The organism is Rhodoferax koreense (assembly GCF_001955695.1).
GTDB lineage: Bacteria > Pseudomonadota > Gammaproteobacteria > Burkholderiales > Burkholderiaceae_C > Rhodoferax_B > Rhodoferax_B koreensis.
Window position 1 is genome coordinate 1,616,093 of the sequence record NZ_CP019236.1, and the last position, 14,388, is coordinate 1,630,480.

Sequence of the window (14,388 nt, forward strand, 5' to 3'; positions counted from 1 at the left end):
CCGCAACCCGAGGATTCTTCCCATGAACACCCCCCGCTCTTTCGCCATCCAATCGGCCAGCGCCGCCATCGGCCTGTGCCTCGCCGTGCTGACCGTGCCCGCCGTGGCACAGTCCAAGATGGACCACGGCGCCCACAACGCGCCCGCCGCCCCGGCCGATGCGAGCCCGTCGACCAAGGCTTTCCAGGCCAGCGACGAGAAGATGATGAAGGACATGGGCGTGGCCTACACCGGCGACGCCGACCGTGATTTCGTCTCTCACATGATCCCGCACCACGAGGGCGCGGTGGCCATGGCCCAGGTTCAGCTGAAGTACGGCAAGGACCCGGAACTGCGCAAGATGGCGCAGGACATCGTCAAGGCCCAGGAAACCGAGATCGCCTTCATGAAGAAATGGCAGGCGAAGAAAGGGGTGAAGTGAAGGCGGCCGCGTCGCGCTACGACGTTTTCTGAATCAGCGCGCCTTTGAACAACACCGGTCCGGTCGGCCCGCCGGCGCCCGGCACGCCGCCGCGCGGCTCCAGGCTGATGGCCAGCGCAGGCACTTCGCGCACTTCGCCAGGGCCGGCGGGAATCCGCAGCACGCGGTCACGGCCTAGCACGCCCAACGAGCGCGGCGCGCCCGAAGGCGGCAAGGCCCACAGCTGCAAGGACTTGTCCGGCGTTTCCTGGTAGTTGCCCACGCGCTGCAACACGAGCTGGCCGTTCTGCGCGTCGAAGGTCACCAGCATGGAAGCCGTGTCCTCGGTGGTGCCGGGCTGCGCATGGACCAGCACGGCCACGTACTGGATCTGCGGTGTCGTCGCAAGGCGGGTCTGCAACGTGGCGACCTCCTGGCCGAGCCGTTCACGCACTTGCGCCGTGTTGACCAGCGCCAGTACGGCTGCGGCCACGCCGGAAGCCGCCAACCCGCGCCACAACCCGAGGCTGCCCAGCCAGCCGCCCCTGGCCGGCGCCTGGCGCGTCGCGCCAGCCTGCATGGACTGGCGCACCACGTCCGCAGCGACGAGGTTGTCGATACGCGTCCAGACCTCGGGCGCGGGGCGTTGTGCCGGCTGCAGTTCGGCGAGCGAAGCCAGCCGCGCCTGCCAGATCAGCAAGGCCGCGCGCACCGGTGGCTGTTCGCGTGCCATGGCCTCGAGCCGGCGCCGCGCGCCCGCGCGCAGGCTGCCGAGCGCGTACTGCGACGCCAGGCGGTCCAGCAGTTCGGGATGGTGTTGGATGTCCATGGCGGCTTGTCAGGTGAAACCGGCCATGCAGTTGCGCAACTGCATCAGGCCGCGCCGGATCCAGGTCTTCACAGTGCCCAGCGGCAGGCGCAACTGGGCGGCGAGTTCGCCGTGGCTCAGGTCGCGCAGATAGGCCAGGCTCACCACCTCGCGCTGCCGGCCGTCGAGCTGGGCCAGGCAGTCGTGCAGCGCGCGCGCCTGCTGGCTGGCATCGGTGCTGTCCATCGGGTTGGCCGCCTCGCCTTCGAAGGTGTCGGCCATGATGTCGTCGAACTCCTGCGTCAACTGGGCGCGGTCCGCCGTGCGCCGGCGCAGGAAATCCAGGCCCCGGCTGCGCACGATCAGCCCCATCCAGGCCATGGGCGGGCTCAGGCTGGCACGGTAGTCGCCGGCCACGCGCCAGATGGTGACGAAGGCTTCCTGCAACACGTCTTCCGCACCATCGCGCTGGCCGACCACGCGCAGCGCCAGGCCGTAGAGCTTGGAGGCGGTCCGGTCGTACAGGGTTTTCAGCGCCGCCTGGTCGCGCGCGGCCACCCGGTCGAGCAGTTCGATGAGTTCGGTGTCGGCGAGGACTTGGGGCATCGGCGGATTGTGCAATAACGACCGGTTTTGCCAAAAATACCCGTGCGCAGACCGGCACGCCCGGCCGTGCGGCGCGTGAAGTGACGCGGTGGTCGGGGGAAGGGCAAGACGGTGCGGCATGGTGTGCAGGTGGTACGCGACGGCAGGCTGCGCGGATTCAGCAGACACCGAAATTGCGCTTTTTTGAATCTGTTGCCGATTTCGCTTCGTATGGGTCAAGGGACGTAAGCCTTTGTACGTTCCGCCACCACCCACAACGTATTCACAGGAGCGAAATCATGGTCTTCAGGTTTGCCAAAGTCGCGCAGGGTTGCTCCCTGTTGCTGGTCGCCGCCGCCGCAATGGCGTCGAGCCACCGCGAAGCCCCGTTCATCACCACCAGTCCGAAGGTGGACGGCACGGATTTCTACATGTTTCGCAGCTACGAGGGCGTGGCCGGCAACGGCAGCGGCGGCCGTTCCGACTATGTGACCATGATCGCCAACTACCAGCCGCTGCAGGCTCCGTACGGCGGGCCGAACTACTTCCAGCTCGACCCGAACGCCCTGTACGAGATCCACATCGACAACAACGGTGACGGCAAGGAGGACCTGACCTTCCAGTTCCGCTTCAACAACAAGCTCAACAGCGTGCCGCTGCCCATCGGCTCGGCCAGCGTGCCGATCCCGCTGATCCAGGCCGGCGCCGTGAGCCAGGTCAACGACCCGAACCTGAACCTCAACGAAACCTACACCGTGAGCGTGGTGCGCGGCGACCGGCGCAAGGGCGGGGCGCAGGCGGTGACCAAGGACAGCGGCGCGACGGTGTTCGAAAAGCCGGTGGACTACATCGGCGCCAAGACGCTGGGTGATCCGGCGGCTTATGAAGCCTACGCGCAGAAACACATCCACAGCATCAAGATTCCGGGCTGCCCGGCCGGCAAGGACATCGGCAAGGTGTTCGTCGGCCAGCGCCAGGAAGGTTTCGCCGTGAACCTCGGCACGGTGTTCGACCTGGTCAATGCACCCGCGGCCTTCCTGCTCGATCCGGCCAACAAGGACGCGGTCGGCAAAGGCGGCAACCACGTCATCCAGAAGGCCAACATCACCTCGATCGCCATCGAAGTGCCGAAGGACTGCCTGACGGCCGGCGCCGATCCGGTAATCGGCGGCTGGACCACGGCCAGCATGCGCCAGGCGCGGCTGCTCAACGGCAAGCCGCCGTCGGGCCACCAGACCAGCGAGAAGGCCGGCGGCGCCTGGGTGCAGGTCTCCCGCCTGGGTCAGCCACTGGTGAACGAACTCGTGATCGGCCTGCCCGACAAGGACAAATTCAACGCTTCCAAGCCGCAGGACGACGCCCAGTTCCTCAGCTACGTGACCAACCCGAGCCTGCCCGCGCTGCTGGGTATCGCCCTGGCCGGCAATGCCTCCGCCGTGGCGCCGACCAATCTGCCGCGTACCGACCTGGCCACCGTGTTCCTCACCGGCATCGCCGGGGTCAACAAGCCGGCCTCGGTCGCACCGTCCGAAATGCTGCGGCTGAACACGGCCATCGCGCCGGTGATGTTCGCCGACCAGAACCGACTCGGCGTGGCCGGCGAGGTGCTGCGTGTCGGCGGCCCGGCCAATCTGGCCCAGGCCAAGGACCTGGCGGGCTTTCCGAACGGCCGCCGGCCCAAGGACGACGTGGTCGACATCGCGCTGGTGGCCATGCTCGGCGGGCTGTGCGTGATCAATGGCGACGGCAATGCCCTCGGATTGAACGGCGTGCCGGGCGTGCCGAGCCTGACCTCGGCCTGCAAGCCAGCCAGTGTGCCGCTGGGCGCGCAGTCGGCCAACATCCACGACGGTGTGGACCAGGCGACCGTGCCCTTCCTCGCCCGGTTCCCCTACCTCAACACACCGAACTCCGGTTCGGCATCTTATTGACGCGGCCGCGGGCGCCGACCAACAAGGAGCTTTGACATGAAAAATTTCTCTATGGCAACCACGGCGATGGTGGCCGCGGCCACCATCGCGCTCGGCGCCTGTGGTGGCGGCGGTGGCGGTGGTGGCACGGCCTCGGGCGGCGGCTTCGTCGATGGCACGGAGGTGCCGGTCGGCGTGGAGCAAGGCATCAAGGACGTGATCGCCTTCGCCAGGCAACTGATAGCCGCGACCAGCGAGACCAGCGAGCCGGTGCTGCTCGGCAATGCGAAGTTGGCCACCAGCGAGTCCGACGAGCCCGCCGACCTCTGATGATGAAGGGCAGACTCACCGCGGCGATGGCATTGGCGCTGATGCTGGCCACGGCGAGTCTCGCGGCGCCCCTGGCCGAGCCTGCGCGGGACGACGAAGTGGTCGAGGTGCTGCCGGCGGTCACGCGCTCGAGACCCGCGCCGGTTGCGTCTGCCGCAGCCGCGCGCCCGGCGGACCCGGTGCTGGCCGCAGGAGCGGCGCGCGAGGCCATCAACGTGGCGCGCCAGACCGGTGATGCGCGCTACTGGGGCAGGGCGCTATCCGCGCTCGCCCCCTGGTGGGACAAGCCGGATGCGCCGCCCGACCTGGCCATCCTGCAGGCCACGGTGCAGCAGGGCCGGCACCTGTTCGGCCCGGCCCGTGCCGTGCTGCAGGCCACACTTGCGCGCGCGCCGCAACACGCACAGGGCTGGCTGGACCTGGCCGCGCTCGAACGCGTCGAAGGCCGCTATGCGCAGGCCCTCGCCGCCTGCGAGGCCGTGGGCCGCGCGGGCCAGGCCCTGTATGCCCGCGCCTGCGAACTGGAGACGCTGTCGTTGCAGGGTCGGCAGCCGATGGCTGGCGCAGCCTTTCGCCTGATGCTGGACAGCCTGCCGATGCGCGGCGGCGAAGCGCAGCGGAGTTGGATCTACTCCCTGCTGGCCGAGAGCGAAGAGCGGGCCGGGCGGCCCGCGGCCGCACGCATCGCCTACACGCAGAGCCTGGCCGCCGAACACGATCTCTACACCGCCATCGCCTTCAGCGACCTGCTGCTGCGCACGGGTGACAACACGGCAGCGCGCAAGCTGCTCGCCGGCCTGCCGCTCACCGACGCGGTGCTGCTGCGCCAGGCCTTGGCCTTGCGCCGTTTGAACGATGCCGGCTGGGCGGCCCTGCGCGACGAACTCCATGCGCGCGAGGCCGCGCTCGACCGCCGTGGCGACGACCTCGACCTGCACGACCGCGAGCGTGCGCTGCTGGCATGGTGGCTCGACGACGCGCCCGCGCGGGCGCTGCCGCTGGCGCTGCGCAACCTGGCCTTGCAGCGCGAGCCGATCGACTGGTGGATTGCGCTGGAGGTCGCCGCCGCGGCCGGCGACACCGAGGCCGCCGCTCGCATCCGTCAGCAGATCCAGGCCACGGGCCTGCAGGACCAGCGGCTGGTGGCGCGATGAGGCACTTCCCTCGCCTCGTGTTGTCCTGTCTGCTGCTCCTGCTGGTGCAGGCGCCGGCCTGGGCGCACAAGGGCAGCGACGCCTACCTCGACGTGCAGACCACGGGCGTGGCCGACACGGCGGCGCTGAAGCTCACGCTGGCCATCGCCATCAAGGACCTGGACCTGCTGGTGCCGCTCGACGCCAATGCCGACGGCCAGGTCACCTGGGGCGAGATCAAGGCGGCCCTGCCTGCCATGCACGATCTGTTGCAGGCCAGCACCGGCATCGAAGGCGACGCCGCACCGGGCGCTCCGGCGTGCCATCTGGCCTGGAGCTATGCCGGCCTGGAACGGCGCAGCGACGGTACCTACATCCGATTCGCCAGCGACACGGCCTGCCGCGGTGCCACGTCCTTCCGCTACCGACTGCTGCGCGAGCAGGACGCCACGCACCGGCTGCTGGTCACCGGCATGGTCGATGGGCAGGCCCTGTTGTCCACCTGGTCGGCCACGGCGCCGGGCGCGCTGTCGATCCGCCACGCTAAGCCGGAGGGCGGTGCCCCGGTTGCCGCTGGCGCACACACCGGCCCGGCCACACTGTGGGCCTACCTGAACCTGGGCGTGCACCATCTGCTCGAAGGCTACGACCACCTCGCGTTCCTGCTGGCGCTGGTGTTGCCGCTGCGGCTGGCGCTGGGCCGGCGTGCACCGCGCGAAACCGACCTGCAGGCGGCGCGCCATGCCGCCAACTGGTGGGCGCTGCTGCGCACCGTGACGGCGTTCACGGTCGGCCACTCGATCACGCTGATCCTGGCGACGCTGGGGTTGACTTCCGCTTCCCCGGCCTGGGTCGAGCCGGCCATCGCCGTCACCATCGCCATCACGGCGCTGCTCAACATCTTTCCGGTGCGGCACGTGCGCACCGACGTGCTGGCGCTGCTGTTCGGCATGGTGCACGGCTACGGCTTCGCCAGCCTGCTGACCGAGGCCGCCGCGCCGGCCGGCCTGTTGCCCTGGGCGTTGGCCGGCTTCAACCTGGGCGTCGAATGCGGCCAGTTGCTCGCCGTGGCCGGCTGGGTGTTGATGTCGCAGGTGGTGCAGCGCCAACCCTGGCATGGCCGCGTGGTGGTGCGTGGCGGTTCGTGGCTGCTGGTGCTGGTCGCCGCCTTCTGGTTCTGGGAGCGCGTGCGCTGAGGGTATAAACAAGGCATGCCGTTCACCGATGCCGCCCTCGACGCCGCCCTGCACCTCGACACACCCGCGCTGATTCCACAACTGCTGGCCATGGCCACGCGCCGCGAAACGCCGTGCGGCGATGGCCATGTGGTCTGGCACATCTGGGGCGAGGCCAGCGAATTGCCACCGGTGGTGTTGTTCCATGGCGGCAGCGGCAGCTGGACGCATTGGGTCCGCAATATCGCGCCGCTCGTCCAGGCCGGCCGCCAGGTCCTGGTGCCCGATCTGCCGGGTTTCGGCGACTCGGCGCTACCTGCGCAGGGGCGCGACGCCGATGCGCTGGTGGCGCCGCTCGAGGCCGGCCTGCGACTGCTGCTCGGTACGCCTGGCGCCTCCGGCCACCGGGCCTGCGATCTCGTGGGTTTTTCGTTCGGGGGGCTCACCGCCGGGCTGCTGGCAGCCGCGCATCCCGCCCGCGTGCACCGCCTGGTGGTCTGTGGTGCGCCGGGGCTGGGCCTGGCCTCGCGCCGCGCCGTGCAGTTGACCGGTTGGCGGCATCTGGCCGATCCCGCCGAGGTCGAAGCCGTGCATCGCTTGAACCTCAAGGCTCTGATGTTCGCCGACGCGGCCTCCATCACACCGCTGGCGCTGGCCCTGCACGCCGCCAACGTGGTGCGCGACCGCATGCCGGGCCGCCGCCTGGCCTACAGCGACGCCCTGCTGCAGGCGTTGGCCGTCGTGACCTGTCCGGTTTTCGCCATCTACGGCCGTGAAGATGTGCTGTACCTAGGCAAGCTGGAGGCACTTGAAGCGGCGCTGGCCTCGGCGCCTGGTTTCCGTGGCCTGCGGTTCATCGACCATGCGGGCCATTGGGTGCAGTTCGAGCAGGCGGCGGCGTTCGATGCGGCCTTGCGGGAAGCGCTCGCCCCTCCGGCCGCCGCATTCCCCGTTCCGATCGGCTCCTGAGTCGACGCCCCTTTCTGGGGCGGAGGCAAATTGGCCTGCGCTCCTACAGAAGCCGAGCATGGCCACGCACGGATCGGCCGTGCCCGGCCCGGTAAGCTTTTCGGCCAAGAGCCGCGAGGCACAGGAGCAAAACATGGTTTTTCAGCGTATTTTTTCGACCAGCCTGGTGGCGGTGGCAGCCGCGTCGTTGGTGGCGGGCTGCGGCGAGACCGCCAAACTGACGGTGCTCGACGGCACCGGCGCCACGCCCACGCTCCCCGAGCCGAACCCCACGCTGATTCCCACCGTGAACATCGCCCCGGCCCAGGGATGGCCGGCAGGTGCCACGCCGAAGGCGGCGGCCGGCACCAAGGTGCAGGCCTTCGCCAGCGGCCTGGACCATCCGCGCTGGGTCATGACGCTGCCCAACGGCGACGTGCTGGTGGCCGAGAGCAATGCGCCGCCCAAGCCGGAGGACGGCAAGGGCATCAAGGGCTGGGTGATGAAGAAGGTGATGGCCCGCGCCGGGGCCGGTGTGCCGAGCGCCAACCGGATCACGCTGTTGCGCGACACCGATGGCGACGGCGTGGCAGACCAGCGCAGCGTGCTGCTGGCCGGCCTGAATTCGCCCTTCGGCATGGCGCTGGTGGGCAACAGGCTGTTCGTCGCGAATTCGGACGCGGTGGTCGGCTTCCCCTACAAAACCGGTGACACGCAGATCAGCGCGCCGGGCACGCCGCTCGTGGCCCTGCCCGCCGGCCCGATCAACCACCACTGGACGAAGAACGTGATCGCCAGCGCGGACGGCAGCAAGCTCTACGTGACCGTGGGCTCGAACAGCAACGTGGCCGAAAACGGCATCGAGGCCGAAACCGGCCGCGCCGCCGTCTGGGAGGTCGACGCGCAGACCGGCGCCCATCGCGTGTTCGCCTCGGGCCTGCGCAACCCGAACGGCATGGCCTGGACACCGGCTTCCGCCGGGTCCGCGCCGACGCTGTGGACCGTGGTCAACGAGCGCGACGAGATCGGCAGCGACCTCGTGCCGGACTACATGACGTCCGTGCGCGACGGCGCGTTCTACGGTTGGCCGTATAGCTACTACGGCCAGCACGTGGATGTGCGCGTGAAGCCCCCTGCGCCCGAGATGGTGGCCAAGGCGACCGTGCCCGATTACGCGCTCGGGCCGCACACGGCTTCTCTCGGCCTGGCCTGGTCCGCCGGCACCACGCTGCCCGCCGTGTTCGCCCAGGGCATGTTCATCGGGCAGCACGGCTCATGGAACCGCAAGCCGCACAGCGGCTACAAGGTGGTGTTCGTACCGTTCCAGAACGGCAAGCCGGCCGGCGCGCCCGTGGACGTGCTCACCGGTTTCCTCAGCGACGACGGCAAGGCCCTCGGGCGCCCGGTGGGCGTGGCCCTGGACAAGACGGGCGCCCTGCTGGTGGCCGACGACGTGGGCAACGTCATCTGGCGGGTGTCGGCGCAGTAGGCAGGCCGTTCAGACCCACCCTGCCTTCCTGAACTTGCGGTAGACCAGGCCGCAGGCGACGGCGATCACCAGCAGGGCCACCGGGTAGCCGTAGCGCCACTTGAGTTCCGGCATGGCTTCGAAGTTCATGCCCCAGATGCCGGCGAACGCCGTGCACACCGCGAAGATGCTGGCATAGGCGGCCAGTTTCTTCGTGACTTCGCCTTCCTCGATGGTCACCATGGCCAGGTTCACCTGGATGGCCGTGCCGATGGTGTCGCGGATGGTGTCGATCGAGCCGTTGATGCGCGCCAGATGGTCCACCACGTCGCGGAAGTAGTCCTGCACGCCGGCGCACATCTGCGGCACGCGTCCGCCATGCAGTCGGCTCGTGCCTTCGAGCAACGGGGCCACGGCGTGTTTGAGCACCATCACGCGCCGCTTGAGCTCGTACAGCCGCTCGATGTTGGCGCGCGCCGCGCCGGAAGTGAAGATCTGCTGCTCGATGGTTTCGAGTTCGGACTCGAAGGCATCGATGATCGGAAAGTAACGGTCCACCACCGCGTCCATCAGCGCATACAGCACGAAGCCCGCGCCGTTGGTCAAGAGTTCGGGTTCGCGTTCGCAGCGCTCGCGCACGCCGAGGAAGCCGACCTTGCTGCGGTTGCGCACCGACAGCACGTAGTTGCGCCCGGTGAACACGTCGACCTCGCCCACATGCAATGACACGGGATCGGCCGGGTCGATCTCCACCAGGTGCAGCACGGCAAAGATGGACGGGCCGTATTCCTCGATCTTGGGTCGCTGGTGGCCATGCTGGGCGTCTTCCACCGCCAGTTCGTGCAGGCCGAACTGGGCCTGCATCTCGGCAAGCTCCTCGGCGGTGGCGTCCTGCAGCGCCACCCAGACGAAGGTGCCGGGCCGGGCGAGGTATTCACTGATCTGTTGGACGGGGATGTCGGCCAGCTTGGCGCCTTGCTGGTAGACCACACAATTGATGAGCATCTGTCGCTTTCGAAGGGAGCGCCTGCAAACGGGTGAATGGGGCGAACGGGGTCACGAGGCGCGCATGATGGCACATGGCAGGCCTTGCCGCACGCCCGGCGCCGTCTTGAAAGTCGACGGCCGAGATTTCCCGGTTGCGACGCCGACCCGGCCGCCGGCCCGGGGCATGCCACATCCAGCCGGGCTCAAGGGAACGGGTAGTCGTAGCCGTACTTCTTGTAGACGGCCTTGAAGGCGTCGGTCTTGTGCAGGCCCTCCATTTCCTTGTCCCACATCGCCCGGAAGCTCCGGCCGCGCTCGGTATCGGCGAAGGCCAGGTACAGGCCGAGATTCATGGCGAACACCATCTCGTAGCGGCCCATGTCGATCTTGTCCTTCTTGATGCCGTCCTCCAGATCGGACTTGGCGCCGATGAAGTAGTCGAAGCGGTCGTTCTCCAGCATCAGGAAGGCGCTCTTGATCGAGTCCACCTCGTTGATCTTCATCGGCTCGAGGATGTAGCGGTCCAGCCCGAAGTCGCGCAGCCAACCCACGCGTTTGTTGCGCAGCGAAGCGAGCCCGCTGTAGCCGCCGGGAAGGGTCTTGCGGAACACCACCATCTGGGCGTTCTGGTCGAAATGCCATTTCGGATAGAGCGGGAAATCCTTCTCGTGCAGGAAGGAGGCGACCCAGGCGTCGGCCTGCTTCTCCTTCACCATCTGCACCGTGCGGGCATAGGGAAAGATGCCGATCCTGATCTTCACGCCCCGGCGCTCGTAGACCATGCGGATCAGGTCGAAATACAGCCCGGTGCCGTCGCGGCGCGTGAGGTCGTGCCATTCGTCGGAGACGAGGTAGATCTCGGGCGCAGGGGCCTGGCCGAACGACGTTGCCGACAGCGCCATGCCGAGGGCGGCGAGCACCGTGCGGCGAGTGGTCGGCCGCAACTGGGTTCCGCGGGGTTCCAGGTTGCACATGTTCGCCTCCGTTTCGATGGTGGAATTGAATCGATGGATCCAAGACACCTGCGAAACGCAATTGGCGACTCAAGTCACAAGTTGATTCAAATTCCGGCAGTGCCATCGTAGTGAAGTGACCAGGGGCTGGCAAGTGGACCGATGTGACGGGCCGTAAGCGCTTCTGGTGCGCCCGGGGTGTGCGTGCCCCGGGCTGGGGCAGACGCGGTTCAGAACACTTCGTCGGTGGTGACGTTGAAGCGCAGTAGCGAATTGGCACCGAACGCCATGGTGATGGGTACGTCGGCGGCGTCGCGCCCGCGGGCGATGACCACGCGGCCGATGCGCGGCGTGTTGTGGCGCGCGTCAAAGGTGTGCCAGCGGTCGCCCAGGTAGACCTCGAACCAGGCGCTGAAGTCCATCGGATACGGCACGGGCGGAATGCCGATATCACCGAGGTAGCCGGTGACGTAGCGCGCGGGAATGTTCAGGCAACGGCACAGCGAAATCGCCAAGTGCGTGTAGTCGCGGCACACGCCCACACCTTCGCGGAAGCCGTCGAGCGCGGTGCGTGTCGGGCGAGCGGTCTGGTAGTCGAAGCGGATGTGCTGGTGCACGAAATCGCAGACGGCCTGAACCCGTTGCCATCCCTGCGGCACGCCGTTGAAACGGCTCCAGGCGAATGCGAGCAGTTCCCCGTCAAAATCACAATAGCGGCTGGGCAGCAGGAACTGCAGTGTCTCCACCGGCAGATCGGCGGGCGCGTGTTCATAGGCGTAGAAGTCCACCGGATCGGGCAGGCCGCTGTCGCGGATGGTGGCCTGGTTCTGGAGCCGCACGGTGCTGGTGCCGTACGGGATATGGACGCGTGCGCAATGGTTGTCGAACGCGTCCTGGTAGAAGTCGGTCTGCAGCGGCGGGCTGATGGTGATGTTCTCGGGCGCAACCAGGTCCGCCGCCCTGGAGGGGTGCACCTGCAGCATGTAGATCAGCGCGGTGGGAGCGGTCACGCTCAATTCGATGTCATAGCCGATCTGGATGAGCATGGGGAAAACCTTGGTTGCATGGGGAGTGAAGCACGATTGGTGCCTGGCCATCCTAGGTCGTCGTGCGGCGCTGCCTTGCCATGGGGTTTCCCATTAGCGCGTAGGCCAATCACGCACCTGTGTGGGCTTCGGCCTACGTGTGCACCCGGCAGGCGCAATCCCACACCGTGTGCTTGTTTCCGCCGACAGGCCAGCACTGAGCGGCGCGGAAAAATGGCGGCTACTTCAGGAGGTTTCCATGGCAGATCACCACCAAACATCCGCTGCATCGGACCACGGCGACATCAACATCACCGAGCCGCGCGAGGTGAACTACTGGACCGCCGCACTCGGCGTCAGCGAGGCCGCCTTGCGCCGGGCAGTGGCATCCGTGGGCGTGTCGGCGGAGGAGATCCGGGTGAGTCTCGGCATGCCGCCCAGCGCCGGCCGCGGTACCACAGCCGCCGGTGCACCGTAAGGGGCGGCCTGATGGACGCAACGACCGACACGGCCTTCGAGTACCGTGGTTGCCATTTCACCTGCAGCGTGATCGAACGCGGACCCGAGAGCTTCGAACCCCATGTGCTGTACCGTCATGGCCTGCCCGGGCTGGAGCAGCTCGCATTGCCGCAGGATGCCGAGGCTTACGCCGGCGCCGAGGAGGCATTGCGCCACGCCCAGCAGCAGGCGGTGCGCTGGGTGCACGACCGCACCGGGGACGGACAGGGCCGTTTCTAGTCCTCTGAAACCGCCGCGGCTTCAGTCGCCGAGCACCAAGCCTTCGCGGCGCGGATCGGCGCCACCGAAATAACCGTCGGCGGTCTTCTGGATGGCTTGCAGGCCGCTGACCATGGGTTGCTCGCGCACTTCCGCGCCGCGCGCGCGCAGGGCCTCCACGGTGGAAGGCGGAAAGCGTTTTTCCTCCAGCAGCGTCGGCCCGTTGAGCGAGCCGAAGTTGGGCAGGTTGATCGCAGTCTGCGCGTTCATGCCCCAGTTGAGCACGCCGTACAGCGTCTTGGCCGTGTAGTGGATGATCACCGCACCGCCGGGGCTGCCCCCACTCATCACCAACTGGCCGGTGGCCTTGTCGAACACCAGTGTCGGCGACATCGACGAGCGTGGTCGCTTGCCGGGCTGCACGCGGTTGGCGATCGGCAGGCCGGCGGCGTCGGCCGGCGCAAAGCTGAAGTCGGTGAGTTCGTTGTTCAGCAGGAAGCCCCGCACCATCTGGCGCGCACCGAACTGGTCCTCGATGGTGGTGGTCATCGCCAGCGCATGGCCGTAGGCGTCAACGATGCTGATGTGGCTCGTGCCGTATTCGGGTTGGTCGGGGCTGGGTGCGTAGCTCACCTGCATCGCGCCCGGATGGCCCGGCGTGGCTGTCTTCATGCTCTGGCCGGTGGGTGAGCCGTCGATGCGCCTGGCCCGTTCCGCCAGGTAGGCCGGGCTCAACAGTGTGGACCAACTGCCGCCGGGGGGCTGCACGAAATCGGGATCGGCCACGAACTGGCCACGATCGGCAAACGCCAGGCGCGAGGCCTCGGTGTAGAGGTGCAGCCAGTCCGCGCCAGGGGTCGGCCCGGAAAAGCCGGTCACGCCGGCGGCCAGCGGCAGGCGTGCCGCATCGGTGTTGTTCAACAGGCCGAGGATCTGGCCCACGGCGATGGTGCCCGAACTGGGCGGCGGCATGCCGCAGATGCGGTAATCCTTCGCGCCAGCAGCCGCCTTGGCCGTGTAGTCGAAGCAGAGGGAGGCGCGTTTCTTCGCCTGGTAGCCAGACAGGTCGGTCAGCGCGAGTTGGCCGGGATTGGCCGGATGGTGCCGCACCTTGTCGACGATGGCCTGGGCCACCTCGCCTTCGAGCAAGCCCTTGGAGCCCTGCGTGGCGATGCGCTGCAGGACATCGGCCAACGCCGGATTCTTCAGCACATGGCCCACGGGCCAGGGCTGGCCGCTCGCGTCGTAGAAATACGCGGCAGCCACCGGATCCTTCTTCAGGTGCGGCTCGCCGGCGAGCAGGGTGTTCAGCCGGGCGCTGACCTTGAAGCCGTTGGTGGCCAACTGGATCGCCGGCTGGAACAACTGCGCCCAGGGCAGGCGGCCGTACTCGCGGTGGGCCAGCTCCAGCATGCGCACCGCGCCAGGCGTGCCGACCGAGCGACCACCGACTACAGCGTCATAGAAGGCCAGCGGCTTGCCGTCCGCGCCGAGGAACAGCCTTTCGTCGGCCGCGGCCGGTGCCGTCTCGCGGCCGTCGAAGGCCTCGACGTCCTTGCCGTTGAAATACACCAGGAATGCGCCGCCGGCGACGCCGCTGGACTGCGGCTCCACCAGGGCCAGAACCATCTGCACGGCGATGGCGGCGTCGATGGCCGAGCCACCGGCCTTGAGCACCTGCGCACCGGCATCGGTGGCCAACGGGTTGGCCGCGGCCACCGCATACGTATGGGTGCGCCAGCCGGGTTTCTCGGTGTAGCCGGAGGAGCCCTCGGGCTGGTCCGGCGTCTTGTAGCTGAAGGCCGGGGGATGGCCTGGCGAGGCGCAGGCGGCCAGCAGGGCGGCGCAGGCGAGGCTGCCGAGACGGGGGAGGCTGGTGAAAGCAGGCTTCATGCGGTTCCTTGTTGTTCGGCAAGTTTCAGTCTACCCAGGGCACCGCGCCGCCTCTA

At 68.0% G+C, this 14,388-nt stretch carries 15 protein-coding genes; 9 read left to right on the plus strand and 6 right to left on the minus strand.

Translation table 11 applies throughout. The annotated features are described in order from the left end of the window. The first annotated feature begins 22 nt into the window (after positions 1 to 22). Entirely contained in the window at positions 23 to 421 is a 399-nt protein-coding gene (gene copM / locus RD110_RS07540) for a CopM family metallochaperone (RefSeq protein WP_076198175.1), read from the plus strand. 16 nt (positions 422 to 437) lie between these two features. Here copM and RD110_RS07545 read toward each other — a convergent pair whose 3' ends face one another. Together RD110_RS07545 and RD110_RS07550 are read right to left on the minus strand one after the other, a co-directional pair. Beyond that, positions 438 to 1,229 (minus strand): anti-sigma factor, encoded by a 792-nt coding sequence (locus tag RD110_RS07545; RefSeq protein WP_076198177.1) that lies wholly within the window; start codon positions 1,227 to 1,229, stop codon positions 438 to 440. Between the two features lie 9 nt (positions 1,230 to 1,238). Then, positions 1,239 to 1,814: an RNA polymerase sigma factor gene (locus RD110_RS07550; protein ID WP_076198179.1), complete on the minus strand. Its 576-nt coding sequence runs from the start codon at positions 1,812 to 1,814 to the stop codon at positions 1,239 to 1,241. Positions 1,815 to 2,092: 278 nt separating this feature from the next. Here RD110_RS07550 and RD110_RS07555 point away from each other — a divergent pair, with 278 nt between their 5' ends. The 6 genes from RD110_RS07555 to RD110_RS07580 all read left to right on the plus strand — a co-directional run bounded on the left by RD110_RS07555 (position 2,093) and on the right by RD110_RS07580 (position 8,778). Then, complete coding sequence (locus RD110_RS07555; RefSeq protein ID WP_076198181.1) at positions 2,093 to 3,724, plus strand: DUF4331 domain-containing protein; 1,632 nt, start codon at positions 2,093 to 2,095, stop codon at positions 3,722 to 3,724. Positions 3,725 to 3,760: 36 nt separating this feature from the next. Next, on the plus strand, positions 3,761 to 4,033 hold the full coding sequence (locus RD110_RS07560; protein WP_157900077.1) for a hypothetical protein: 273 nt from the start codon (positions 3,761 to 3,763) through the stop codon (positions 4,031 to 4,033). Then, entirely contained in the window at positions 4,033 to 5,187 is a 1,155-nt protein-coding gene (locus tag RD110_RS27785; RefSeq protein WP_076198185.1) for a tetratricopeptide repeat protein, read from the plus strand. Before RD110_RS07560 ends, RD110_RS27785 begins: the two co-directional genes overlap by 1 nt. Continuing rightward, positions 5,184 to 6,362: a HupE/UreJ family protein gene (locus tag RD110_RS07570; RefSeq protein ID WP_157900079.1), complete on the plus strand. Its 1,179-nt coding sequence runs from the start codon at positions 5,184 to 5,186 to the stop codon at positions 6,360 to 6,362. The genes RD110_RS27785 and RD110_RS07570 overlap by 4 nt, the downstream gene beginning before the upstream one ends. A 15-nt stretch (positions 6,363 to 6,377) precedes the next feature. Next, a complete protein-coding gene (locus tag RD110_RS07575) occupies positions 6,378 to 7,310 on the plus strand; it encodes an alpha/beta fold hydrolase (protein WP_076198189.1) in 933 nt (310 codons plus the stop codon). Between the two features lie 133 nt (positions 7,311 to 7,443). After that, positions 7,444 to 8,778, plus strand: a complete 1,335-nt coding sequence (locus tag RD110_RS07580; protein ID WP_076204584.1) for a PQQ-dependent sugar dehydrogenase — start codon at positions 7,444 to 7,446, stop codon at positions 8,776 to 8,778. Between the two features lie 9 nt (positions 8,779 to 8,787). Here the strand turns inward: RD110_RS07580 and RD110_RS07585 are convergent, their stop codons facing one another. The 3 genes from RD110_RS07585 to RD110_RS07595 form a co-directional block, all read right to left on the minus strand. Then, positions 8,788 to 9,762, minus strand: a complete 975-nt coding sequence (locus tag RD110_RS07585; protein WP_076198191.1) for a magnesium and cobalt transport protein CorA — start codon at positions 9,760 to 9,762, stop codon at positions 8,788 to 8,790. A 185-nt stretch (positions 9,763 to 9,947) separates the two neighbouring features. Beyond that, a complete protein-coding gene (locus RD110_RS07590) occupies positions 9,948 to 10,718 on the minus strand; it encodes a substrate-binding periplasmic protein (protein WP_076198193.1) in 771 nt (256 codons plus the stop codon). A 209-nt stretch (positions 10,719 to 10,927) separates the two neighbouring features. Continuing rightward, positions 10,928 to 11,743 (minus strand): transglutaminase-like domain-containing protein, encoded by an 816-nt coding sequence (locus RD110_RS07595; RefSeq protein ID WP_076198195.1) that lies wholly within the window; start codon positions 11,741 to 11,743, stop codon positions 10,928 to 10,930. Between the two features lie 238 nt (positions 11,744 to 11,981). Between RD110_RS07595 and RD110_RS07600 the strand changes: the two genes are divergently transcribed. Both RD110_RS07600 and RD110_RS07605 read left to right on the plus strand, forming a co-directional pair. Continuing rightward, positions 11,982 to 12,200, plus strand: a complete 219-nt coding sequence (locus tag RD110_RS07600; protein WP_076198197.1) for a DUF3606 domain-containing protein — start codon at positions 11,982 to 11,984, stop codon at positions 12,198 to 12,200. 11 nt (positions 12,201 to 12,211) lie between these two features. Beyond that, positions 12,212 to 12,460, plus strand: coding sequence for a hypothetical protein (locus tag RD110_RS07605; RefSeq protein WP_076198199.1), 249 nt, complete (start codon positions 12,212 to 12,214; stop codon positions 12,458 to 12,460). A 21-nt stretch (positions 12,461 to 12,481) separates the two neighbouring features. Here the strand turns inward: RD110_RS07605 and RD110_RS07610 are convergent, their stop codons facing one another. Continuing rightward, the gene (locus RD110_RS07610; protein ID WP_076198201.1) at positions 12,482 to 14,332 is read right to left on the minus strand and encodes a gamma-glutamyltransferase family protein; all 1,851 of its coding nucleotides are present in this window, start codon (positions 14,330 to 14,332) and stop codon (positions 12,482 to 12,484) included. Positions 14,333 to 14,388: the final 56 nt, after the last annotated feature.